The sequence below is a fragment of the Herminiimonas sp. genome (assembly GCF_030655415.1).
In genome coordinates this window covers 191923-213603 of sequence record NZ_JAURVN010000015.1, presented here as the reverse complement: position 1 = coordinate 213603, position 21681 = coordinate 191923, and the positions used below count along the sequence as shown (strand labels likewise).

The 21681-nt window shown below is 51.4% G+C and carries 24 protein-coding genes; 13 read left to right on the top strand and 11 right to left on the bottom strand.

What is annotated here, in order from left to right; genetic code table 11:
- Nucleotides 1-12: 12 nt before the first annotated feature.
- Nucleotides 13-1173 carry a cytochrome c oxidase subunit II gene (coxB, locus tag Q7T66_RS14360; RefSeq protein WP_304933966.1) on the bottom strand — a complete coding sequence of 387 codons (1161 nt, stop codon included), beginning with the start codon at nt 1171-1173 and terminating at the stop codon, nt 13-15.
- A 465-nt stretch (nt 1174-1638) separates the two neighbouring features.
- Nucleotides 1639-2568 carry a methyltransferase domain-containing protein gene (locus Q7T66_RS14365; protein WP_304933965.1) on the bottom strand — a complete coding sequence of 310 codons (930 nt, stop codon included), beginning with the start codon at nt 2566-2568 and terminating at the stop codon, nt 1639-1641.
- Between the two features lie 64 nt (nt 2569-2632).
- Here Q7T66_RS14365 and Q7T66_RS14370 point away from each other — a divergent pair, with 64 nt between their 5' ends.
- The 3 genes from Q7T66_RS14370 (at nt 2633) to Q7T66_RS14380 (ending at nt 4511) form a co-directional block, all read left to right on the top strand.
- Nucleotides 2633-3376, top strand: a complete 744-nt coding sequence (locus Q7T66_RS14370) for a ComF family protein (RefSeq protein WP_304933964.1) — start codon at nt 2633-2635, stop codon at nt 3374-3376.
- A 62-nt stretch (nt 3377-3438) separates the two neighbouring features.
- Complete coding sequence (trmL, locus tag Q7T66_RS14375; protein ID WP_304933963.1) at nt 3439-3921, top strand: tRNA (uridine(34)/cytosine(34)/5-carboxymethylaminomethyluridine(34)-2'-O)-methyltransferase TrmL; 483 nt, start codon at nt 3439-3441, stop codon at nt 3919-3921.
- 74 nt (nt 3922-3995) lie between these two features.
- Nucleotides 3996-4511, top strand: a complete 516-nt coding sequence (locus Q7T66_RS14380; protein WP_304933962.1) for a copper chaperone PCu(A)C — start codon at nt 3996-3998, stop codon at nt 4509-4511.
- A gap of 119 nt (nt 4512-4630) precedes the next feature.
- On the opposite strand, the gene Q7T66_RS14385 is transcribed toward Q7T66_RS14380, so the two are convergent.
- Entirely contained in the window at nt 4631-5089 is a 459-nt protein-coding gene (locus Q7T66_RS14385; protein WP_304933961.1) for a DUF411 domain-containing protein, read from the bottom strand.
- A 130-nt stretch (nt 5090-5219) separates the two neighbouring features.
- Nucleotides 5220-6068, bottom strand: a complete 849-nt coding sequence (locus Q7T66_RS14390) for a diiron oxygenase (RefSeq protein WP_304933960.1) — start codon at nt 6066-6068, stop codon at nt 5220-5222.
- A 350-nt stretch (nt 6069-6418) separates the two neighbouring features.
- Here Q7T66_RS14390 and Q7T66_RS14395 point away from each other — a divergent pair, with 350 nt between their 5' ends.
- On the top strand, nt 6419-7000 hold the full coding sequence (locus Q7T66_RS14395) for a glutathione peroxidase (RefSeq protein WP_304933959.1): 582 nt from the start codon (nt 6419-6421) through the stop codon (nt 6998-7000).
- A 26-nt stretch (nt 7001-7026) separates the two neighbouring features.
- Here the strand turns inward: Q7T66_RS14395 and Q7T66_RS14400 are convergent, their stop codons facing one another.
- Nucleotides 7027-7764 (bottom strand): DUF72 domain-containing protein, encoded by a 738-nt coding sequence (locus Q7T66_RS14400; RefSeq protein ID WP_304933958.1) that lies wholly within the window; start codon nt 7762-7764, stop codon nt 7027-7029.
- A complete protein-coding gene (locus Q7T66_RS14405; protein WP_304933957.1) occupies nt 7761-8348 on the bottom strand; it encodes a DNA-3-methyladenine glycosylase in 588 nt (195 codons plus the stop codon). The genes Q7T66_RS14400 and Q7T66_RS14405 overlap by 4 nt, the downstream gene beginning before the upstream one ends.
- A gap of 276 nt (nt 8349-8624) precedes the next feature.
- Between Q7T66_RS14405 and Q7T66_RS14410 the strand changes: the two genes are divergently transcribed.
- The 3 genes from Q7T66_RS14410 to Q7T66_RS14420 all read left to right on the top strand — a co-directional run bounded on the left by Q7T66_RS14410 (nt 8625) and on the right by Q7T66_RS14420 (nt 11521).
- Nucleotides 8625-9314 carry a response regulator transcription factor gene (locus Q7T66_RS14410; RefSeq protein WP_112990773.1) on the top strand — a complete coding sequence of 230 codons (690 nt, stop codon included), beginning with the start codon at nt 8625-8627 and terminating at the stop codon, nt 9312-9314.
- Nucleotides 9301-10551, top strand: coding sequence for a HAMP domain-containing sensor histidine kinase (locus tag Q7T66_RS14415; protein WP_304933956.1), 1251 nt, complete (start codon nt 9301-9303; stop codon nt 10549-10551). Before Q7T66_RS14410 ends, Q7T66_RS14415 begins: the two co-directional genes overlap by 14 nt.
- 256 nt (nt 10552-10807) lie before the next feature.
- The gene (locus Q7T66_RS14420) at nt 10808-11521 is read left to right on the top strand and encodes a TerC family protein (RefSeq protein WP_304933955.1); all 714 of its coding nucleotides are present in this window, start codon (nt 10808-10810) and stop codon (nt 11519-11521) included.
- 155 nt (nt 11522-11676) lie between these two features.
- Here the strand turns inward: Q7T66_RS14420 and Q7T66_RS14425 are convergent, their stop codons facing one another.
- Nucleotides 11677-12087: a hypothetical protein gene (locus Q7T66_RS14425; RefSeq protein WP_304933954.1), complete on the bottom strand. Its 411-nt coding sequence runs from the start codon at nt 12085-12087 to the stop codon at nt 11677-11679.
- A 154-nt stretch (nt 12088-12241) separates the two neighbouring features.
- Here Q7T66_RS14425 and Q7T66_RS14430 point away from each other — a divergent pair, with 154 nt between their 5' ends.
- Nucleotides 12242-12703 (top strand): ProQ/FINO family protein, encoded by a 462-nt coding sequence (locus tag Q7T66_RS14430; protein ID WP_304933953.1) that lies wholly within the window; start codon nt 12242-12244, stop codon nt 12701-12703.
- A gap of 84 nt (nt 12704-12787) precedes the next feature.
- Here Q7T66_RS14430 and Q7T66_RS14435 read toward each other — a convergent pair whose 3' ends face one another.
- On the bottom strand, nt 12788-13582 hold the full coding sequence (locus Q7T66_RS14435; protein ID WP_304933952.1) for a sulfite exporter TauE/SafE family protein: 795 nt from the start codon (nt 13580-13582) through the stop codon (nt 12788-12790).
- 367 nt (nt 13583-13949) lie between these two features.
- On the opposite strand from Q7T66_RS14435, the gene Q7T66_RS14440 reads away from it, so the two are divergent.
- Nucleotides 13950-15149: an MFS transporter gene (locus Q7T66_RS14440; RefSeq protein ID WP_304933951.1), complete on the top strand. Its 1200-nt coding sequence runs from the start codon at nt 13950-13952 to the stop codon at nt 15147-15149.
- Between the two features lie 12 nt (nt 15150-15161).
- On the opposite strand, the gene Q7T66_RS14445 is transcribed toward Q7T66_RS14440, so the two are convergent.
- Both Q7T66_RS14445 and Q7T66_RS14450 read right to left on the bottom strand, forming a co-directional pair.
- A complete protein-coding gene (locus tag Q7T66_RS14445) occupies nt 15162-15848 on the bottom strand; it encodes a PhaM family polyhydroxyalkanoate granule multifunctional regulatory protein (RefSeq protein ID WP_304933950.1) in 687 nt (228 codons plus the stop codon).
- Between the two features lie 69 nt (nt 15849-15917).
- Complete coding sequence (locus Q7T66_RS14450) at nt 15918-17186, bottom strand: branched-chain amino acid ABC transporter substrate-binding protein (protein WP_304933949.1); 1269 nt, start codon at nt 17184-17186, stop codon at nt 15918-15920.
- 93 nt (nt 17187-17279) lie between these two features.
- Here Q7T66_RS14450 and Q7T66_RS14455 point away from each other — a divergent pair, with 93 nt between their 5' ends.
- The 3 genes from Q7T66_RS14455 (at nt 17280) to queC (ending at nt 19958) form a co-directional block, all read left to right on the top strand.
- Nucleotides 17280-18368 carry a DUF3108 domain-containing protein gene (locus Q7T66_RS14455; protein WP_304933948.1) on the top strand — a complete coding sequence of 363 codons (1089 nt, stop codon included), beginning with the start codon at nt 17280-17282 and terminating at the stop codon, nt 18366-18368.
- 36 nt (nt 18369-18404) lie between these two features.
- Nucleotides 18405-19175, top strand: coding sequence for a DUF3108 domain-containing protein (locus tag Q7T66_RS14460; protein ID WP_304933947.1), 771 nt, complete (start codon nt 18405-18407; stop codon nt 19173-19175).
- 81 nt (nt 19176-19256) lie between these two features.
- Nucleotides 19257-19958, top strand: coding sequence for a 7-cyano-7-deazaguanine synthase QueC (gene queC, locus Q7T66_RS14465; RefSeq protein ID WP_304933946.1), 702 nt, complete (start codon nt 19257-19259; stop codon nt 19956-19958).
- Between the two features lie 146 nt (nt 19959-20104).
- Here the strand turns inward: queC and Q7T66_RS14470 are convergent, their stop codons facing one another.
- Complete coding sequence (locus tag Q7T66_RS14470) at nt 20105-20551, bottom strand: hypothetical protein (RefSeq protein WP_304933945.1); 447 nt, start codon at nt 20549-20551, stop codon at nt 20105-20107.
- A 270-nt stretch (nt 20552-20821) separates the two neighbouring features.
- Between Q7T66_RS14470 and Q7T66_RS14475 the strand changes: the two genes are divergently transcribed.
- Nucleotides 20822-21454, top strand: coding sequence for a phosphatidylcholine/phosphatidylserine synthase (locus Q7T66_RS14475; RefSeq protein ID WP_304933944.1), 633 nt, complete (start codon nt 20822-20824; stop codon nt 21452-21454).
- Nucleotides 21455-21681: the final 227 nt, after the last annotated feature.

The following is a 21681-nucleotide window of genomic DNA, read 5'->3' as shown; positions in this document are numbered from 1 at the left end:
CTCCTGATTCGATTACTTGCGCGCAGCCAGCACTTCAGCTGGTTGAACAATATTTTCCGCAGCCTTGTTGGACCAGTGATTGCGGGTATAGGTAATTACCGCGGCAATTTCGGTGTCCGACAGAACAGGCTTCCATGCAGGCATAGCGCCCTTGCCTTCCAGCAAGATATGAATGTTTGCAGGTTTTGGACCAGTGACGATAGGCGAACCGTCCAATGCAGGGAAGCTGCCTGGTACGCCCTTGCCGTTTGCTTGATGGCAAGCGATACAGTTTGATGTATAGACTTTTTCGCCGCGTTGCACGAGTTCATCCACAGTCCAGGTCTTGTTAGGATCGTCTGCATTCGCAGCCATTTCCTTTTTCTTGCCGTCAACCCAGGCTTTGTAATCTTCTTCGCTAACCACGTTCACGACGATAGGCATGAAGGCGTGGTCCTTGCCGCACAACTCGGCGCACTGACCGCGGTAGGTGCCGATTTTTTCAGCCTTGAACCATGTATCGCGCACAAAACCAGGAATCGCATCCTGCTTGACGCCGAATGCAGGAACCATCCATGCGTGAATCACGTCATTGGCGGTCAAAACGATACGGATTTTTTTGTTGACTGGGACGACAACTGGATTGTCGACTTCGATCAGGTAGTTTTGGTTTTTAGCGATGGAGGAATCGACGATCTGTTCACGCGGCGTTGCCAGGTTCGACAGAAAGTTGATGCCTTGGCCTTCGCCATTCAGGTAGTCGTAACCCCATTTCCACTGCATGCCAGTGGCTTTGATGGTGATGTCGGCATTCGAGGTGTCCTTCATTGCCACCACCGTTTTGGTAGCGGGCAGCGCCATACCAATAACGATCAGGAATGGAACAACCGTCCATGCGATCTCAACTAATGTACTTTCGTGGAATTTGGCCGACTTGTGGCCGAGCGACTTGCGATGCTTCAGTATCGAATAAAACATCACACCGAACACGGCGAAAAAAATCACCAGACAGATAATCAGCATCAATGTATGCAGCGAATAGATCTGTTCGGCGATCTGCGTCACAGGCGGCTGAAAATTGAGCTGACGTACTGCAGGTCCGCCTGGACTATCGGTCACCGCCCACGACGGCAAAACTGCCGTCAGGAGCGACGCACCAAGCATCAAAGATTGAAGGCGCTTCGCAAGTTCCATGATTTCCTCAAATGCCCAAATTAAGAATTCTGAATTAAGAATTCAGTTCACCGCCGGGCAAGACTGCCAGCCCCAGCCTGTAGCGCATTCTTTTGGGAATGCTCCTCTTGATCCATCTGAAATCAACTACACATCTGATTGTGTGCTTGCGATTCCGGTACTACTTATTAATTGCGCCGCACTGACCGGGCAATTCCTGCACTCGCCTCAGTCTAACCGCATACTTGCGTGCGACCGAGCGTGCGCGCAAAGTCACGCCCACGCAAAACCGTCGAAGTATAAGTCGGAAATGACAGTGTTATCAAGTGCACAGGAATTTAGCCCGCTTTATTCGAATTAAATGCTGAAAGTACGCAACACTTAATCGCACATCATCAAAAATTACTGTAGCGCTAGAACGATTATTCTGCCTATTAAATCATGTCACTTCAGCAAGTGCACTGGCTTTTCTTCTTGTCGTATTTCTTATTTTTTTGGCAAATCAAATCGAACAATAGACTCACCGCTGGCAGTAGTGCGAGGAGCCGGCCGAAATGCGTGACCATAAATAATTTCGAATGTCAGCGGGATCTTGCCATCGGCGCCGCGGCTTTGTTCCAGTACATCCACTACCCGCTGCCACGCTTGCTTGCCGAGCAAAGATCGGCGGCGAGTATCCAGCGGATTGCCGCCGCAAGCGCGCACATCGGCCATTAGTTTTTCAACCGAGCCATAGGTGACGGTCAAGGTTTCCATATCCATCACGGGCGTCGAGAAGCCTGCATTCACCAACATATCGCCAAAATCATGCATGTCGACAAACGGCAACGCATGCGGCTCATTATCTGCCGCGGCAAACGCCGCGCGCAGTTCCTTGAAGGTATCGGGGCCAAAGCAGGAAAACATCAACAAGCCATCTTGCCGCAATACGCGACGCCATTCGGCAAACACACGATCCGGTTGCGGATGCCAGTGCAAAGCCAGATTCGACCACACCAGATCGACCGCATTAATCCCAAACGGAAGTTGGGAGAAATTACCGCATAACAAATTGGCGCTCGATTCCCGGCCCATCCCGGCTGGCAACCATTGTTGCAGCAAGCGGTTCATCGAGGACAAAGCCGCGGTTTGAGCCGATTGCGCCTCGACCAGCATCGCCTGCGATGCATCCAGGCCCAGCATCGCCGCTTTCGGAAAGCGTTTTTGCAAAGTCGTCAGATCGGCGCCTTCGCCGCAACCAGCGTCGAGCACGCGCTCAGGAGCAATACGTACCAGCGCCAAACGTTCATGCATCCGGGTCGCGACTTCACGACGCAGAAAATTCGATTCGGCCAAACGTGCCGGTTCATCGAACAAAGTACGCACCCGGTTTAAGTCAATCGGTGCGCTAAGGCTGGAGTCAGGAGTGGAAGACACGAATAGGGCAAAGGTTCAGTGAGATAATGCCGCAAGTTTACACGTATGAAGGCTGGGTTGCGCGATGCTTTATCGTTTTCTCGACTGGACTCGGCATTTCATACGGCAACTGCCTGCGGCGCTGCCGTCGTCATGCGCATTGTGCGGCGTCAGCGGCGCAGACTCACTCTGCGGCGACTGCAACACCCGATTCTTCAATCAGCATCCACATCGCTGCGCACAATGCGCGTCTCCGCTGGCCTTCGCTAGCGACAAAGCTGAGCGATGCGGTAATTGTCTAAGTAATCCACCGGCGTTTGACGCCACCATCGTCGCCAGCGATTACATCGCGCCTATAGATCAACTGGTACTTGCCCTCAAATTCGGCAATCGACTGGCCTTGGCGCCTTTATTTGCGCACAAGTTGCGAGACGCGATCTTGCGTGAGGCGGCTTTCACCATGCCGACTTTGCTGGCTGCAGTGCCTTTAGGCGAAAAGAGGCTAGCCGAGCGCGGCTTTAATCAGGCACTGGAAATCGCCAAGCCCTTATCGCGGGCGATCGCCATCCCGCTCGCTCCGCAATTAATAGAGCGCACCCGAGATACCTTGATGCAGGCAATGTTGCCTACCGCTGAGCGACATCGGAATATTCGCCACGCATTTGCGCTGCCGGCCAACGCCGTAAAATTCGTACGAGGGCAACATGTAGGTCTTGTGGATGATGTCATGACCACTGGGGAAACCATGAATGAAATTGCCGCCACGCTAAAACGTCATGGCGCCATCCGCGTGACCAATCTGGTATTTGCGCGCACACCACATAAGTAATTGGCTGCACATCAGATTAAAATGCGCCATCCGATCCCTGCAGTAAGCCGAGGAGAATTGTTTTGTTTCATGTAGTACTGGTAGAACCCGAAATCCCGCCGAACACCGGCAACATCATCCGCCTGTGTGCCAATACCGGCGCGCAATTGCATTTGATTGAGCCGCTCGGCTTTCCGCTGGACGACGCCAAGATGCGCCGCGCCGGACTTGATTACCATGACTATGCCGAGATGAAAGTGCATAAAGACTGGGCGGCGTTTCTCGCCTCATTCCCTGCCGAACAGCCTTTGAATCCGGCGCGCATGTTTGCGATGACGACGCATGGCTCGACGCCATTTGCCAACCTGGCTTTTCAAGCTGGCGATATTTTTGTATTCGGTTCGGAGACCAAAGGACTTGATCCCGCATTGCGTAATTCTTTCCCTGGCGAACAGCGTATCCGCTTGCCTATGCGGCCGGATAATCGCAGCCTGAATCTGTCGAACACGGTTGCGGTCGTCGTGTACGAAGCGTGGCGGCAAAACGGTTTTGCTGGCGGAAATTAAGTCTAGTTTTGCGCTACGATGCTCACCTGCACTTGGCCTTGCATAACAATTAAAATTTTCATTCAAAGGATAGTATGAAATTCAATTCGCGCTCCTTCGTTTCCGCCAGCTCTCTGGTCGGATTATTAGTCGGTTTATCCATCAGTGGCGCTGCGCTGGCGCATGAATATCGCGTAGGCGACATACAGATCAATCACCCATATGCACGCGCAACCGTACCCGGACAAACCAGCGGTGGTGCTTACCTGACGATGGAAAATAAAGGCAAGCAAGCCGACACATTAATATCAGCGCAATCGCCGGCAGCTCAGTCAGCAGAAATCCACTCCATGACGATGACCGCAGATCACGTGATGCGCATGCGCGAAGTAGGCAGCATCGAACTCAAACCGCAGGAAAAAATCGTCATGCAACCCGGTGACGGCTATCACATCATGTTGCTGGGTTTGAAAGCGCCACTCAAGGCTGGCGATAAACTGCCGCTGACGCTGACATTCAAGAAAGCCGGGAAAATCGAAACAGTTATTTCTGTTGAAGAAAACAAAGCTAAAAATACCGATGCCAAGAAAGATGAACATCAGCATCACTAATTGATAGCGTGCCGTATTGAGAACGTGCCGCACAGCGAGCTTCGAATAACGCTGATCGGCAAGCAGAACAAATAAAAATGGACCTTGAAATAAGGTCCCTTTTTATTTAAATCTCGAAATTACTTGGCAGCGTAATGTCTATAAACCGTCGTTTTTCCATCCGCCTGAAACAACAATACATCATAGGCATCAGCTGGCTCACCCGGCACTTCCATTCCTGGCGATCCCATCGGCATACCGGGCACCGCCAAACCTTTTGCTTTCGGCTTTTCAGCCAACAAGCGTTTGATGTCCGCCGCTGGCACATGGCCTTCCAGCGCATAACCACCTATGGTTCCGGTATGGCAGCTACCCAATGCAGGCGGCACGCCTAACTTGGTACGATATGCGGCGGTGTTCGGCACATTCTGCGCATTCACCTTGAAACCATTCGCTTGCAAATGCTCTATCCACTGCGTACAGCAACCGCAAGTCGCGCTCTTGTAAACCTCAATCACCGGCTTATCAGTTTTGGCTAAAGCCAGCGTCGGCATTGCGCCTACCAACAGTGCCGCGCGTAGAAAAATACGTCTTTGCATTATTTTCTCCTGATGAATCTGTGTGCTCACGAAAAGCTGTAGCGGATGCACTTCCAGCTATTTCAGACAAACAAAAAGCCGCAAAGATTCTGCGGCTTTTTATATAAAGGTATGAAAGCGGAATCGTCTATTAGACCGCTTGCACAGCCGCCAAACGCGTGACAACTTCCTTGCGATAGCGATTCAATTCCTGCACGGAACCAAAGGTACGCTCAAACAACAGCGACATATTGTGCAGAATCCGATCGACGACTTTCTTTTCCCACTCGCCGTCAAACTTGATCTGACCATCGAGCCAACGTTCCAGCCATTCCGGATCAGGCAAACGTGATTGCACGGTGTCATTCGGGAACAGCGATTGATTCACGTGCAGATTGGTTGGGTGCAAAGGCTTTTCGGTACGACGCGCCGAAGCCATCAATACACCGATTTTTGCAAATGCAGCGCGAGCGGTATCACCTACTTCGTTCAACGCTTTTTTCATGTAGCGCAGATAAGCACCGCCGTGGCGAGCTTCGTCCTGGCTGATGATTTTGTAGATTTGTTTGATGACAGGTTCGGTGTGCCAATCTGACGCACAGCGATACCAGTGATTCAAACGGATCTCTCCGCAGAAGTGCATCATCAAGGTTTCCAGCGCAGGCGCAGGATCGAATTCGAAACGCACGTTGTGCAGCTCTTCTTCTGTTGGCACGAACTCTGGTTTGAAGCGGCGCAGATATTCCATCAACACCAGCGAATGCTTTTGTTCTTCAAAAAACCATACCGACATGAATGCAGAGAAATCACTATCGCCGCGATTGTCACGCAAGAACATTTCAGTTGCAGGCAAGGCTGACCATTCCGTAATCGCATTCATGCGTATGGTTTGCGCCTGCTCATCAGTGAGTTTGGAGCCGTCGAACTGATCCCATGGAATATCTTTTTCCATGTTCCAGCGAACTTGCTCTAAGGATTTAAACAATTCTGGGTACAACATATGCGCCTTAAAAATTGAGTTAAGTGCTTGATTCTACCAAGAAATTCGCGAATTACCCAGCAACAGCCCCGCAATTCGCTTATATATGGCCTTATTTTCAGTGTGGATTTTCATTTTTCTTGCGTCGCAAAAAACCTGAAACGACATACTTGTAAAGTGTTGGACGCCAATTTGAACCATCTCGTTCCATACAAAAAAGCGAAACTTGATGCGGCGAATTCAATTCATTTTTGCGCAGCATCTTTTACCGAAATGCAGCTTATGCCAAATAACTTCTGACGCGGCCAACATGACAAACCCGGCATCTTGATGCAAGATGCATCCATCCAAATCCGACAATCACACTCATCATGAAAAAAATCATTTCCACGATCCTGCGCTGCGCCCTGCTATCGAGTTTTTTCATAGGTGCGCACGCGTCGGCACAAACCCCAGCCAACGCCGCATGCCCTGCGACCTTGAGCCATACCGTTCAACGTCTGCAAGATGAAGCGCCGCAAAATCTTTGCCAATATGCAGGCAAAGTTATTTTGGTCGTCAACACCGCCAGCTATTGCGGTTACACCGTGCAGTACGAAGGTTTGGAAAAACTGTATGCCAAATACAAGGATCAAGGCCTGGTCGTATTGGGCTTTGCATCGAATGACTTCGGCCAGCAAGAGCCAGGCGCGAACAAGGAAATCGCAGAGTTTTGCAATAACACCTACGGCGTCAAATTCCCGATGTTTGCCAAAACATCTGTCATCGGACCGAACAGCAATGCGTTTTACCAATCATTGATGAAGGCTGGCGCAACGCCGCCAAAATGGAATTTCCACAAGATCCTGCTGGATCGCGAAGGCAAGGTCGTACAAAGCTATCCGTCAAAAATCACGCCAGATAATAAATCGCTAGTTGCTGATATCGAAAAGGCCTTGGCAAAAACAAAATAAAATGCGCCACGATTGTTCGCGGCAATTCAAAGAGCTAGGCGCCGTATCAACGACAGTGCATCAGGTATCGCTGCGCCTTCCGCCGTGTTATCAAAAATGCAGAAGATGCGATCAGCCTGATCGCGTGCCTTCATTATTTTGGCGGCAACGGCGTCCAGAAAATCATCGTTATACGCTGAACGATATATCTCCGGCGCGCCGTGCAAACGGATGTACAAAGTGCGCGGCTCAGCACTGCGTGATATGTCGACTACTGGCGGCGGATCAGCATGCACAAAGCTGACGGCATATTCAAGCATCAGCTCTTCAGCCTCGTGGGAAAACCAACTCGCATGACGCGGTTCACATGCAACGGCCATCCTGGTTCGTCCACGCAATAGCGCAAAAAAATCCGCCGCTTCTTCGGTTGAAAATTTCAAGCTGGGCGGCAATTGAAGTAACAGGCATTCGAGCTTTTCTTCCAGCTGCCCTGCTTCCAGCAAAAACTGATCAAGTAAATGTTCGGTCTCGCGCAAGCGATGCTCATGCGTAATAGTGCGGGGAATCTTTACCGAAAAGCGAAAATCTTCCGGCACACTATTCCGCCAGCGCGCATATGTCTTGGCTTGATGTGAACGATAAAAAGACGAGTTGATTTCTACTGTGGAAAAAACTGCAGCATAGCGCTCGAGATGCGTACCTACCGCTGGAAATTCAGCCGCGACCTTGGACGAAAGGCTCCAGCCGGCGCAGCCAATCAGGACGGAAGAAAGATGCCTGGTCATTTGTGACTCCGACCAAAAGGCCGACTCAAAAACCGTGAGCCAGCGAGGCCAAAGCGCCAAGGTATGTCCACGGCTTTTGATATTCCTATGCGCGCGCCAGCCACAATATCCGCTTCGGCTACAGGCTGATCAGGCAACAACAACTCAAACGGCGCGGTGTTCAGACGCATGCCGTCATGCTCTCGGGTTACGCCCAAAGCCTGGCACAAGCGACCCGGCCCGGCGCACAGCAAACGCAAGGTTTCCATACCACGGCGTTTTTGCATAAGCTCAATGCCGGTGTTCGGTTCCAAGGCTCGAATCAAAACACCGGCACCATGCCCTTCTTCGCGGCAGACGAAATTCAGGCACCAATGGATGCCATACGAACGATAGACATAGGCGTGGCCGCAAGCGCCGAACATCGTGATATTTCTGGATGTTGGCCCGGCAAAACTATGCGATGCAGGATCTTCTCGATCATAAGCTTCGGTTTCCACAATGCGGCCACCGACGCCATTGACCAACACTGTCACGCCGATCAAACGTCGAGCGACTTCCACAGACGAAACGGAAAAATCAAAGTTGACCGGAACGGTATTCATGTGGCCAAATTATCAGAAATTAATGCTTCCTTTTGTGCGTTTTCCCGCTGAGCGATATCATTCTGTGCAATTCCACAGCCATAGCAGTTTTTGAATGCCCGAGCCAAAAATACGACGAAAAACTGCGAAAGCCAAGATAGCCAAGACTCACGCAGGCATAATGGCGGACTTGACCAGATCCATGCATAAATCTGCAGGCAGATACCAAGCGCCGACGATTATTCATGGTCCAAACCGAAACTGAAAGTGATGACAGGCGAACACCGCCTCCCTACCATGCGTATTTTGATTATTGAAGACAACGCCGATATCGTCGCGAATCTGTATGCGTTTCTGGAGCCGCGTGGCTACGTGCTCGATTGCGCAGCCAACGGCTATGCAGGATTCGCACTGGCGGCGCAACATGAATACGATGCCGTTATCCTCGACATCAAGATTCCAGGCATTGATGGCCTGACACTGTGCCGCAAGATGCGCGACGAATTGCAAAACGACACACCGGTATTAATGCTGACCGCGCGTGACACGCTGGACGACAAAGTTGCAGGCTTCGACAGTGGCGCCGATGACTATCTGGTCAAACCGTTTTCGCTGCTGGAAGTAGAAGTCCGCCTGAAAGCATTGATACGTCGTGCACGTGGCAAAAATCAGGGCACCAACTTCTTGAGCGTAGGCGATCTGGTATTCGACACCTCGACTTATCAAGTTAAACGCGGTGGCATGCCCGTGACCTTGACCAAAACAGGTTTCAAGATCCTTGGCTGCCTGATGAAAGAAGCACCTAAAGTCGTCTCGCGCGAAACGTTGGAACTGGAAGTCTGGGGCGATCATCCGCCAGACAGCGATGCACTACGCACGCATATCCACGCTCTGCGTCAGGCCTTGGATAAGGCACATCCATTTGCGATGTTGCGCACCGTTCAGGGCATAGGCTACCGCTTGGTAGGCTCGGATGAAACGACGTAGTTCATTACGGCGACGGATAGTCGTTGCCTACCTTCTTTTCGCACTCGCGATTTGTACTTTCTTTGGCGCGGTAGTCGCCGTTGCCATTGAAGGTACTGAAGATTTACTGGTCGATGAACATTTGCGCAGCATCGCTGCCTGGGCTTCGCCGCGTCACGCGGTTGGCATGCCGACCGAAATGCCATCCGATGTCAGTTTTTATCATGGCGAAGATATTCCCGAACCGTTGCGCGGCATGCCGCTCGGCGTCGCCAAGGAAAGCTTCGAAGGAAAAGTCGTCCATCTGCTAGTCGGCCAAGACGATGCTGGCACTTATGTGGTCGTCGATCGCGCCAGCGAATACAAAAATATCGAACACGTTATTTACGCGATGATCATGGCCGGCTTTCTCGGCTTCGTCGCGTTGTCGCTGTTTCTGGGCAGCTTTATCGCGCGCGGCTTTGTCGATCCGATTATCGAGCTTGCCGCGGCCGTCAAAGACAATAGCCATCCATCAGAATTCCCGCTGCTTAATAGCAAGGATGAACTCGGCATATTGGCGCGCGCATTTGCCGCCCACACCACTGAGCTAAAACAATTCCTCGCGCGTGAACGCTTCTTCACCGGCGACGTCAGCCACGAGTTGCGCACGCCACTCACGATTATTACCGGCGCAGCCGAGTTACTACTCGATCAGACCGCCCAGCAACCCGCATTGCACGCACCGGCTGAACGCATCCTGCGCGCCGCAAAAGAAGCCAATGAGTGCGTTGAAGTACTGCTGCAGCTGGCGCGCGCACCAGATCAAATCAATCGGCCGGAAACCTCGATCGCAGATGTCATTCATGCTGAAATCGCCCGATGCCAGCATTTCATCGCAAACAAACCCGTCACACTGACGTTTATAGAGGGCGAAGATTTCCAAGTGGCGGCACGCGAAGAATTATTGACGGCAGCCATTGGCAATTTGATCCGCAATGCCTGCCAATACACCGAACAAGGCTCGGTCACCGTCAAGATGATTGGCCACTCGGTCATCATCGAAGATACCGGTCCCGGCTTGCCAGAATCGATACAAGCACGCCTGCAAAATAATCCTTCCGCAAAACCACTTGTAGGTTCCGCCGGCACCGGACTGGGTCTCGCGCTAGTCGTGCGCATCTGCGAATACCTAGGCTCTACACTACATGTCGAAAATAATCCAAAAAATGGCAGTAATTTCCGAATTGTTTTTAAGGCAATTTTAACGGAAAACTAACACTTTTCTCACGGCTAATTAAGTTCCTCGGCGCTAATCTGCGCCTGTGCACTGAAGCAGTCTTGCCTAGGCAATTCAACTTCTCCCACGGTTTTTGTGTAGTTTTACCCTGAACCGCAGGCATTCCGCTTAAAACGAAATGTCGCGCACGCGAATACGTAGTGGCAAAAAAAGATTTTTCGGATTTTCCTGACAATCGACAACTACATGGTCGTACGTCGACCGCCACTTTTACTTAATAAACCTTGAGGAAGACATGGAATTTATAGGAACCGCGGCATTCTGGGCCGCACTCGGCAACATCATCCTGATCAACATCGTGCTGTCTGGCGATAACGCCGTTGTGATCGCGCTGGCCGCGAAATCGCTGCCACCGAAACAAAAGAAAATGGCCGTCATCTGGGGTAGCGCAGCAGCGATTATCCTGCGTATCGTTTTGACCATCTTCGCATTGCAATTGCTGACTCTGCCGTACCTGAAATTGATCGGTGCAGTTCTGTTGTTCTACATCGGCGTGCAATTGTTGGCCGAAGGTGACGGCGAAGAAAATATCGAAGGCCACTCCAACCTGTGGGGCGCAATCAAAACCATTCTGGTTGCCGATCTGGTCATGAGTCTCGATAACGTGCTCGGCGTTGCTGCAGCTGCAAATGGCAATGTCACTCTGTTGGTGATCGGCCTGGCAATCAGCGTTCCGCTGATCGTGTTCGGTAGCGCAATCGTGCTGAAGTTGATGGAAAAATTCCCTATCATCATCACCTTGGGCGCTGCACTGCTGGGTTATCTGGCTGGTGAAATGTTGTTCTCCGATCCTATCGTCACACCATGGATCGCAGCGAACATTCCACACCACGAAGTCGCCTTGTTCGGCCATAGCCACCTGAGCATTCCAGGTCTGGTATTGGCAATTGGCGTCGTGATTGTTGGTACTTACTTGAGCAAACGTCACAGTCACGCGGCAGCAGCGTAATGTAATTCGGCTTAAGGCGAGCGCCCAACGGCGGTCGTCTTAAAGCTAACAAAAAGGGCGAACTAATAATACTGGTTCGCCCTTTTTTCATATGCATTCGACTATGTGATCAGATCGAGAAATTCTGAGTTTCGAGAAAATTTCCATCCAAAAATCTAATACCGTTTCTTTATATTGAAGTTATGTTCACCCACCAAGCGGGTCGTCGCAATCAGGCTGCTCAAGCCAAACACCAGTTGCGTCAATCTATCACCGGGCAAGGCCCATATCTGCCCCGCAGGTATCTCGACTTCAGTCGCGGCAGAGATCAATGGCGCGACCCATTCGGCTTCAGGCGTAACGTCTAGCAGCACATCGCCTTCCGACGTCGTATGCAAAAAAATTTCTCCGCCCTCACTCAAACCGAAGCAAATACCCCAGCCGCTTGCTTTATTGCTATTGATTAATTGCTGGATCGCGCGATTTTGATGATCTATCCATGCTTCCACGTCATAAGTGGTTTTTAAAACAATCCAGGGACGCTCTATCGGCTCGTCGTAAGTTTTTTCGTCATCGTCGTACATCATTGCATCTCGTCGTCTGCTGAATAATTCGTGCGCACACTGTACACGTTGCGATAACTTCCGTCGTCTTGCGCTCAGATAAAAACACACAACTGCAGGAAATCAGCCGCTAGCATGATATCCTGCGCACCCAAGCTCACCATTGCTCGACTGTTTCATGACGACTACCGAACCAACGCCTAATCCGTTTCAATCCGCCCGTGTTCTGCTTAAAGAGCTTCAGGAAAAATTCACCGTCTTCGGCGAATTTCAGCCTTTAGCCATCGGCATCGACAAACAATTGTTTGCTCAAATCCCTGATGTCAGCCGCAAAACCTTGCGTACGGCAATGGGCATACATACCAATTCCCTGCGGTATTTAAAGGGCATGGAAAAAGCCACGGTGCGTTTTAACCTTGATGGTTCGCAAGCGGATGAAGTCACAGACGTGCACCGCAGCCATGCGACCACTACCTTGAAGGAACGCTTCAAGAAGAATGCGGATCAACGCAAGGCGCAACGTCAAGCTGAAGAAACCCAACGCAAAGCGGAAGCAGCCAAAAAACAAGCCGAAGAAGCAGATCGTCTGCGCGCTGATAAACTCAGCCAACTGGCAGAGAAATTCTCTCGTAAAAACTGATCATTGTTTGTGATCGATCTTGATCACAGACTGATTTTATTGGCCAGCTCGACCCACGTCGCGCTGGCCAATTTCATTTAATCCCTACCAATAAGTCCACAGCATTTTGGCGGCCAGCACATACAGCAGGCAGGCAAAAATGCGTTTCAATACTGGCACCGGCAAGCGGTGCGCCAACCGTGCGCCGAATGGGGCGGTGACCACACTGCCGCAGACAATTCCGACCAGCGCAATCGTTGAAATAAAGCCCACTGCATCAGATGGCAAATCCGGCACGTTCCAGCCAGAGATGATGTAGCCTATAGTCCCCACCACCGCCAGCGGAATGCCCATCATCGCGCCCGTGCCTATGGTTTTCTTCATAGGCACACCGCACCACAGCATGAATGGAATAGTCAAGAATGCGCCGCCAGCAGACACCAGCCCGGCGATGATACCGATCACCAAACCGACGAAGAACAAAGGCCATGCAGAAGGAAGTGTGCGAGAAGGTTTCGGCTTTTTATTCAACAGAATTTGTGTCGCACCAAAGAACACAATCACGGAAAAACTCAGCGCCAAATGACGTTGTGGAATCCAGGCTGACACAGAAGTCGCCAGCAAACTGCCGAGCACCAAACCCGGCGTCATACGTTTCACGATATTGAAATCAACGCCATCAAATTTAAGATGCTCACGCACACTGGAGCCGGACGTGAATGCAATCGAAGCCATACAGGTGGCTAGTGCCATGTGCACGATATGATCCGGCGCAAAATGCTGCGCGGCGAACAGTGCAGCCATGACAGGCACCAAGGTCATGCCACCACCAATGCCAAGCAGGCCGGCCAGCACGCCGACAAATGCACCAGCGAGTACGTAGGCGGCGAACCACATCATGAGAGCACCTCTGTACCTGTGTCCGCTTTGACCAAACTACTCATCATATTTTGCATATGTTCTGCCTCGATGTACCTACATGAATATTCGCCCGACCGATGCAATCGCTTCCAGCACAAGCGACACTATACGATAGCCACCATTAAATTTCTCCTGATTAATTGTCACCTTAATCGGCCAGCAAGCATGCTGCAAACCGGCTAGACTAGTGCGCATAAAATCCCGTTTGATCGAATGCAGATACTGAATTTTCAACAATAAATTTTCAGCAATCGATCAAGCCCGATACGTCCTTAAAATCTTAACCGGCAGACCCTCTTTGCAAGCAGCACCACCAAACCCCTTAGTCAAAAATGAACGGTTCTTTTTGTTCACGATTGCCGGCATACAGTTCACGCACATTCTCGATTTCATGATCATGATGCCGCTCGGCCCGCAGCTGATCCGAGTCTTGCAGATTGACACCCATCAATTTGGTTTGTTGCTGTCGTCATACACGTTGACCGCTGCTGCTTCGAGCTTGCTGGCTGCTACTTATATCGATCGTTTTGACAGACGCAAGCTGATGCTGACGCTGTATGCCTTGTTCATCATTGCGACCTTGTGCTGCGGCCTTGCCCCCAATTACACCGCGCTGCTGATTGCGCGCGCATTGGCTGGTGCATTCGGCGGCATTTTAGGTGCGTTGGTACAAACGATGGTGGCTGACGTGATTCCATTTGAGCGTCGCGGCAAAGCAATGGGCACGGTGATGACGGCCTTCTCAATGTCGACAGTCGCAGGCGTGCCGCTCGGCTTGTTATTAGCATCAACCTTCACTGACCTCGGTTGGCGCGCGCCGTTCTTTTTCATCGTCTTGCTGGCGTCGACTTTCTGGCTGATCGGCTATAAATTATTGCCACATCTGACTGCACATTTACAAAACAAACGAGTTGGAAATGTTTTCCAGCAGTTGTTTGCCGTGGCCAAAGAACCTAGCCATTTAACTGCGTTCGCGTTCATCGCATTGATCATGATGGCGGGCTTTACGGTGATCCCGTATATCCCGATTTATTTGACCAGCAATGTCGGCATGACGGAATCGTTCATCACCGTGATTTATCTATGCGGCGGTGCTGCGACCTTCTTCACTTCGCAATTGATAGGCAGAATGTCGGACAAGCACGGCAAGCTGAAAATGTTCCGCTGGGTGGCGTTGGCATCGTTTATTCCCTTGCTGATCACCACGCATTTATTCCCGGTCGCATGGTGGCTGGTACTGATTAACTCAACGCTGTTCTTCATCCTCGTGCCTGGCCGCATGGTGCCGGGCATGGCGATGGTGAGCGCCGTGCCGGCAGCTCAAGTGCGCGGCACATTCATGAGTCTGGTGTCGTCGGTACAGATGTTGTCGTCAGGACTGGCGACGCTGGTGGCAGGCTTGATCATCACGCGTACACCCAGCGGACAAATCGACCATTACGATACGGTCGGCTATATTGCCGTCGCGTGCGGTGTACTCACGATATGGATTGCGCAACATCTACGTGTAGCCGGAACAGCTATCAAGGTCGCCGACAAACCTTAGTTGAAAGCAGCTTCAGGATTTGCCAGAAGGCTTGCGTTTTTTAACTGCTGTTTTTGCTGCAGTTTTGGTCGCGACTTTGGTTTTTTTCTGAGCGGCACCAGCTCCTGACTTTGCTGCGGATTTTTGAGCCGCAGTGGTGGCGGCTTTAGGAACTGGCTTGGTTGAAGCACCCTTCTGTTTCGCAGACGCTTCGTCAGCCATCACACTACTCACCGCTTGATTAAACTGCGTCTGTAACGCAGACCACCATGCTGTCGTTGCATCTGCAGCGGCATTCGCGTGCATGGGATTGGCGTCAGCGGCAGGCGTAGATTTTTGCGTATGTGCATAGTCAGGCTGAGCACTGCCCGCGGCGTTCTGAGCAGTATTGGATGTGCTGCCTGGTGAAACATTCGGCTTCATCTCAGCACCAAATGCCGCGCCCATTGCATTCAGCGTAGCGATCGTCGCACTTTGTACTTCCAGCGCTTGTATCGTCCCGCGCAGCATAGTCATGTTGACGTTGAGCCACGACTCGACCGCTTTCAAATCCGCTATCTGTTTATTGATTTCTTCCAGCGATAAAGTAGGCATGGCCATGCCTGGAATTCCTGTAGGGGTTTGCATGCCGCCCCACATGTTTTTAACGAACTCGAAGGTATCGGCCATCGCATCGAACCCTGGAAGGTTAGGCATATTGGGATTGTTGGATTGACTCATGCGACACCTCCGTAAAGACACGATGAAAAACCTGTGCTGCGAATTCAGCTTAGCAGAGAAAGATCCATACTAGCGCGCTGGCCTTTGCATGCGACAACTAGTCGGTAACGCCGTACTGGCGGCCGGTAGATACAGCTCTGTCTTGAAGCCGTAACCGCTGCCTTCGTTATCGAAGCGCGCACCATCCGCCGATTTTTTTCGCATCACCGATACGTACAAAGGCTGTATCAATTGATGATCGGCAGCACGCATGGTCGCATCATGAAATGCGTTGTGATAACGTGCGCCTTCCAGCGCTTTCGCCACTGCATTCGCTTCTGTCGTACCGGCTTTTTCAATCGCGGCAGCCAGCATCTCTATCATCACATGCATGCGCAATAATACGTAATCGTCCTTGGGCTGCGTGTAGCGCTGCAAAAAGCCTTGATAAAAGCGATCGCTAGGTGATTGTGCGACGCCAGCACCCGCATTCGGATGCCACTCTGCGACTGCCCGTACTTTATCCACGCCGGCATCGCCGATCGCGGCTGGCGCGCCCAAACTGTTGCCGTAAAAAGTATAGAACTTGGCGTTCAAGCCAAATTCTTTCGCGGCTTTTACCAACAAGGTCAGGTCGTTGCCCCAGTTGCCGGTGATTACGGCATCCGCGCCACTAGCTTTGATCTTGGCTATGTAAGGTGCGAAATCCTTGATCTTGCCTATTGGATGTAACTCATCACCGACGATTGCACTATCCGGGCGCTTGACGGCCAATTGACTGCGCGCGGTTTGCGCAACCATGCGGCCAAAGCTGTAATCCTGACCAATCAGATAAATACGTTTGGCGCGCAGGTCGCCTTTAATCACCTCAGTCAACGCATGCATCCGCATGTCGGCATTGGCATCGAAGCGAAAATGCCAGTAGCTGCATTTATCATTCGTCAAAGCCGGATCGACTGCGGAATAGTTGAGAAACAGCACACGATTATCGGGTGTGCGCTGATTGTGTTTATCGACCGCTTCGACCAATGCGCTGGCAATCGCAGAGCTATTGCCTTGCGCGACGAAGGCGATGTGTTTATCGGTCAACCGTTTGAATTCGATCAGCGATTCTTCAACACCTTGCTTGTTGTCGAAAATCTCCAGCGCGAGTGGGTGCCGACCATCCGGCAATTTGACGCCGCCGCGCGCATTGACGGCGGCTATCGCAAACTGCAAATTACGCGCAACCGCCTCACCTGCATTGGCAAATGGGCCGGACATACCTTCTATCATGCCGATACGGACAGGTTCTGCAGCACGCGCCGCAGTGACGGCGAAGCACATCAGGGCTGCGGCCAGAATTCTTTTACTTTGCATAATCAAGGAACACTTTCAAAGAACGCATTTTACGCGGCGCCCCTTGTCCTCGCTTGTGCACCGAATTGATGGTCTTGCGTTTACACTGCTGACATGACGATGGACCACCCCTTAGCCTCAGCACAAAACAAACGCGCATCGACACGCTTGCGCCGTTTGTCAGTATTGGTCGCGGCAGTCGTCTTGCATTTGATCACCATTAGCTGGTTCAGTGGTGCGCTTGTTTTTCCCAAACCATCAGCACCTGAAAACACAATGGTGATTGCAGCAACCTTGGAAGCACCGCCAGCAAAGCCGGTGATCAAGGCTGCAACACAAGCTGCCAGGCCTAAGCTTGCAGCACGCAAGACAACACCGCGCGTCGCGAAATCAGCTGTAATGCAGCCCGCGAATTCCGAATCCACAGCCGCTAAGGAGATCGTGCCTGCGCAAGCCGAGATCTCGCTCGCAGACCAACTCGCGGCACAAGAATATGAAGCGCAACCAGAGCCAGCATCAGATACAAAAGCCGTCGGCTACCAAATTGATTTACCACCTTCAGCCGACTTGAAATACGACGTACAAAAAATTTCAAAAGAAAGCCCGCCCATGTATGGCAGTGGCACCATCAGCTGGCATACCGACGGCAGCAAGTACACAGTGAACGGCGACTTTGGCGTACTGTTCATTACTGCACTGCGCTTTCAAAGTACCGGCGTGATTGAAGACATAGGTATCGCGCCCGAGCTCTATAGCGAAAAACGTTTTCGCAAGGCCGAAACCAATACGCACTTCCATCGTGAGCGCAACACAATCAGCTTTTCGTCTTCCACCTTGTCCTACCCGCGCACCGGCGGCGAACAGGATAGAGCCAGCATTGTTTGGCAACTGGCCGGCATAGGACGCGGCGATAGCGCTAAATTTATTGCGGGCAGCAGCATCGATCTATTTGTCGCCGGCACTCGCAATGCAGAAACCTGGCAAATTCTGATCATAGGTCAGGAAGACATTACGATAGACGGCGTCACCACACGCACCTGGCACATCGCGCGCGCGCCACGCGTTGGTTCGCACGAACAAAAGCTGGATATCTGGCTGGCGCCCGAGCAAAACTGGTATCCGGTACGCTTACGCTATACCGAAACTAACGGCGATTACCTCGACATGACGCTGACCAGCCTGAACGTTTCCGCAATACACTAGTCTGATCTTTTCAACCACTTGATATTTGGTGATTCAATGAACCAATTTGCTTCCAGATCTTTCCTTTCCCGCACTCTTTTAAGCGCGCTGTTTTTCTGCGCAGCAAGCGCCTCGCATGTTGGCACTTTTGCTCAAACCACAGCCAAGGCCGCGCTCAATCCGCCGCCATCCGCCGATCTTGAGTACAGCATCAATGCCAACCAAAAAGGCTTGCCACTGAATGGTTCTGCGGTGCTGCACTGGACCAACAGCAAAGATAAATACGCGATCAGTACTGAAACCCGCGCCATGCTGCTCGGCAAAATCCTCGAAGCAAAAAGCGAAGGTGCGATCGATGCATCCGGTTTGGCGCCGGCGACATCCACGGAGAAACGCTATCGCAAGGATGCGACCACCACCACGTTTAATCGCGAAACACGCAGCATTACCTTCAGCGCATCGGGCTCCAATTATCCGATCAAAGGTGGCGAGCAAGATCGCAATAGCGTGGTGTGGCAACTCGCAACCATTGCGCGCAGCATGCCAGCCAAATTCAAGTCAGGTGCCAGCATCCCTGTAGTAGTGGCAGGACAAAAAGATGCGGATGCCTGGACCTTTAAAGTGGGCAAAGCAGAAACCATCAAAACCCCATTTGGCGATTTGAAAACCATCAAAGTCAGCAAGGTCATCAAGGAAGATGACAAGGATCAGAAAATCGATATCTGGTTTGCATCCAGCAAGGAATGGTACCCAGTGCGGATCCGCTTTACCGAGCCATCTGGCGACTTTATCGAACAAACTATTTCCAAGATCACACCGCAATCCTGATCATCAAAAGATAGCCGCATCTTACGCGCCACCTTTACGCGCCTATAATTCGGCTATCGCTTTTCGATCAGCAAGGGAAACATGAATTCAGCAGATAGCGCACTGGTACTTTTCAGCGGCGGCCAAGACTCAACCACCTGTTTGGCATGGGCACTCGAACGCTACAGCAGAGTGGAAACCATAGGTTTCGACTACGGACAGCGCCATGCAATAGAGTTGACTGTACGTCCCACCGTTTTGCAAAAGTTGCGCGGCTTTTCTACTGAATGGGATAGCCGACTCGGCGAAGATCACATGATCGATCTGTCGCTGATTTCTAAAATATCCGATACCGCAATGACCAGCAATGTCGAGATAAAGATGATGGAGAACGGCTTGCCCAATACCTTCGTCCCTGGCCGCAATCTGCTGTTCATGACCGTTGCAGCCACCGTCACTTACCGACGCGGCTTGAACGTCTTGGTGGGTGGCATGTGCGAAACGGATTTCTCCGGCTACCCAGACTGCCGCGACGACACGATGAAAGCCTTGCAGGTCGCACTGAATCTCGGCATGGCTACTAATCTGCAGGTGGAAACGCCGTTGATGTGGATAGATAAGGCAAAGACATGGAAGATGGCGCAGGATTTAGGCGGCACCAACTTGGTCGATCTGATCCGCTCTGAAACACATACCTGTTATCTAGGTGAGCGCGGTGAATTGCATGATTGGGGCTATGGCTGCGGCACTTGTCCGGCGTGCGCCCTGCGCGCGCGCGGCTATGCTGAATTTGCTCTGAAATAATTCGGCGGCAAGCTTAGAAATTTGACGCTACCAATTTTTGTAGCCGTCCAATTACCTGACTGCAAAATTAATTCCCATCATTTTCACCACATCAAAAAAAGCCGCCTGGCGACGCATGTCGCCAGGCGGCTTTTTAATACCGATTTTTAGTATTGAGGGCGCATTACAGGCGCTGGCTGATATTCCGTTCCAGCAGGTTGAGGTGCCGGCACGATCGTTCGCGTTTCACGCAGGACACCACCACCATCGACACTGCCCGATACGGAGCCATCGCCCTGGATGCGACGTATGCAATCATCACGATCGGCTGGTGGCAAAACATTGCAGCGCTCTTGCGCGTTCTGCGACGAAATTGGACTGTCAGTCAGGTTGCCGCGCTTGGCTTCACCACGCGCCGCGCCAACTTCTCTCAGGCAAGTAGCACGATCCTGCTGGGTCTTTCCATTCATGCAAGCCGCACGCTCCTGCTGCGGATTGCCGCTCGCGTCAGCTGCGATGGCCGCTGTTGAAGCGAGGCCCATGCCGCCGACAAACATGGATATTGCCAATGCATATTTACTCGCATTGCATGCTTTATTTTGAAAAAATAACATGTCAGTCTCCCACTAGGAAAAACATCAGACTAGGTGCAAGCATCGCCCTTGTATGTGCGGTAACCGGCTTATCTTGAATCGAAATTGCGTGATGATGAGTAACAGATCAAATCAAAAGAACAAAACGCTAGTGTTCAGATTTCTAATGGAAATTATTTCAATGCACAATCATTTCATTCAATGACATACTTGCCACCTGACCTACCGACTACTTCACACGCACGCATCTTTTCGGCACACTGATGGCAATATTTTATTCAAAGAGACGCGATGAATTCACCTAAACCGCCACGTAAGCATTTTTCCATGTTGCGTGGCTTTCACCTCGCTGATTTCTTCACGCTCGGCAATGCGGCTTGCGGTGTCGCTGCGGTATTTTTCGCCATGCTGTACATGAACAGTCAGTCGCTCACGCATTTCTATTTGGCAGCAGCCATGGCGCCGGCAGCATTTATCTTCGATGTACTGGATGGAAAAATTGCGCGCTGGCGTCGCCAGCATTCTGCGATGGGGCGCGAACTGGATTCGCTTGCCGATGTGATTTCATTCGGCCTCGCGCCAGTAACCTTGGGTTTCGCAGCCGGCTTGACGGGCGTTTGGGATTGGGTCGCGATGATCTATTTCGTATGCTGCGGCGTCAGTCGTCTTGCACGCTACAACGTCACTGCGGAAGAATTGTCCGAGGGCGCAGATAAAGTCGCTTATTTTGAAGGAACGCCGATTCCAACCAGCGTTGTCATCACAGGTATTTTGGCGTGGTTGGCATCGCAAGGTCGTATTGGCAGCGAAATTTACGGCAACATCATCATGCTCGGTCCTTGGGAGTTTCATCCCTTCGCATTGTTGTTTGTGTTATCGGGCAGCTTGATGATCAGCAAAACGCTGCACATACCGAAATTCTAGAGCGCTTTAAAATTTACAACCGATAGATCAGCGCCGCAATGACTACTGCAGCGGCTGACGCTGCAGTGATCGTATCCAGCAAGTCCATAAGGCATCTCCATCGTTTGATTGCGCTGTGAATCTGTATTCAGTCTGCACCACACAGAATCAGATTCATGACGCTTCAGCTTACGCATGGAGCGCATCATTTCAAACGAAGGCTTTCTTCCTTGCTTATGAAGAAAAGA

Excerpts from the sequence above, each read along its gene's own strand:
- Q7T66_RS14410 (WP_112990773.1), top strand. The coding sequence starts at position 8,625 with ATGCGTATTTTGATTATTGAAGACAACGCCGATATCGTCGCGAATCTG.
- Q7T66_RS14400 (WP_304933958.1), bottom strand. The coding sequence starts at position 7,764 with ATGACCAGGCATCTTTCTTCCGTCCTGATTGGCTGCGCCGGCTGGAGC.
- Q7T66_RS14475 (WP_304933944.1), top strand. The coding sequence starts at position 20,822 with ATGAATTCACCTAAACCGCCACGTAAGCATTTTTCCATGTTGCGTGGC.
- coxB (WP_304933966.1), bottom strand. The coding sequence starts at position 1,173 with ATGGAACTTGCGAAGCGCCTTCAATCTTTGATGCTTGGTGCGTCGCTC.
- Q7T66_RS14450 (WP_304933949.1), bottom strand. The coding sequence starts at position 17,186 with ATGCAAAGTAAAAGAATTCTGGCCGCAGCCCTGATGTGCTTCGCCGTC.
- Q7T66_RS14385 (WP_304933961.1), bottom strand. The coding sequence starts at position 5,089 with ATGCAAAGACGTATTTTTCTACGCGCGGCACTGTTGGTAGGCGCAATG.
- Q7T66_RS14470 (WP_304933945.1), bottom strand. The coding sequence starts at position 20,551 with ATGTTATTTTTTCAAAATAAAGCATGCAATGCGAGTAAATATGCATTG.
- Q7T66_RS14435 (WP_304933952.1), bottom strand. The coding sequence starts at position 13,582 with ATGATGTGGTTCGCCGCCTACGTACTCGCTGGTGCATTTGTCGGCGTG.
- Q7T66_RS14415 (WP_304933956.1), top strand. The coding sequence starts at position 9,301 with ATGAAACGACGTAGTTCATTACGGCGACGGATAGTCGTTGCCTACCTT.
- Q7T66_RS14455 (WP_304933948.1), top strand. The coding sequence starts at position 17,280 with ATGACGATGGACCACCCCTTAGCCTCAGCACAAAACAAACGCGCATCG.
- Q7T66_RS14405 (WP_304933957.1), bottom strand. The coding sequence starts at position 8,348 with ATGAATACCGTTCCGGTCAACTTTGATTTTTCCGTTTCGTCTGTGGAA.
- Q7T66_RS14420 (WP_304933955.1), top strand. The coding sequence starts at position 10,808 with ATGGAATTTATAGGAACCGCGGCATTCTGGGCCGCACTCGGCAACATC.
- Q7T66_RS14390 (WP_304933960.1), bottom strand. The coding sequence starts at position 6,068 with ATGTTGTACCCAGAATTGTTTAAATCCTTAGAGCAAGTTCGCTGGAAC.
- Q7T66_RS14460 (WP_304933947.1), top strand. The coding sequence starts at position 18,405 with ATGAACCAATTTGCTTCCAGATCTTTCCTTTCCCGCACTCTTTTAAGC.
- queC (WP_304933946.1), top strand. The coding sequence starts at position 19,257 with ATGAATTCAGCAGATAGCGCACTGGTACTTTTCAGCGGCGGCCAAGAC.
- Q7T66_RS14380 (WP_304933962.1), top strand. The coding sequence starts at position 3,996 with ATGAAATTCAATTCGCGCTCCTTCGTTTCCGCCAGCTCTCTGGTCGGA.
- Q7T66_RS14370 (WP_304933964.1), top strand. The coding sequence starts at position 2,633 with ATGCTTTATCGTTTTCTCGACTGGACTCGGCATTTCATACGGCAACTG.
- Q7T66_RS14395 (WP_304933959.1), top strand. The coding sequence starts at position 6,419 with ATGAAAAAAATCATTTCCACGATCCTGCGCTGCGCCCTGCTATCGAGT.
- Q7T66_RS14430 (WP_304933953.1), top strand. The coding sequence starts at position 12,242 with ATGACGACTACCGAACCAACGCCTAATCCGTTTCAATCCGCCCGTGTT.
- Q7T66_RS14425 (WP_304933954.1), bottom strand. The coding sequence starts at position 12,087 with ATGATGTACGACGATGACGAAAAAACTTACGACGAGCCGATAGAGCGT.
- Q7T66_RS14445 (WP_304933950.1), bottom strand. The coding sequence starts at position 15,848 with ATGAGTCAATCCAACAATCCCAATATGCCTAACCTTCCAGGGTTCGAT.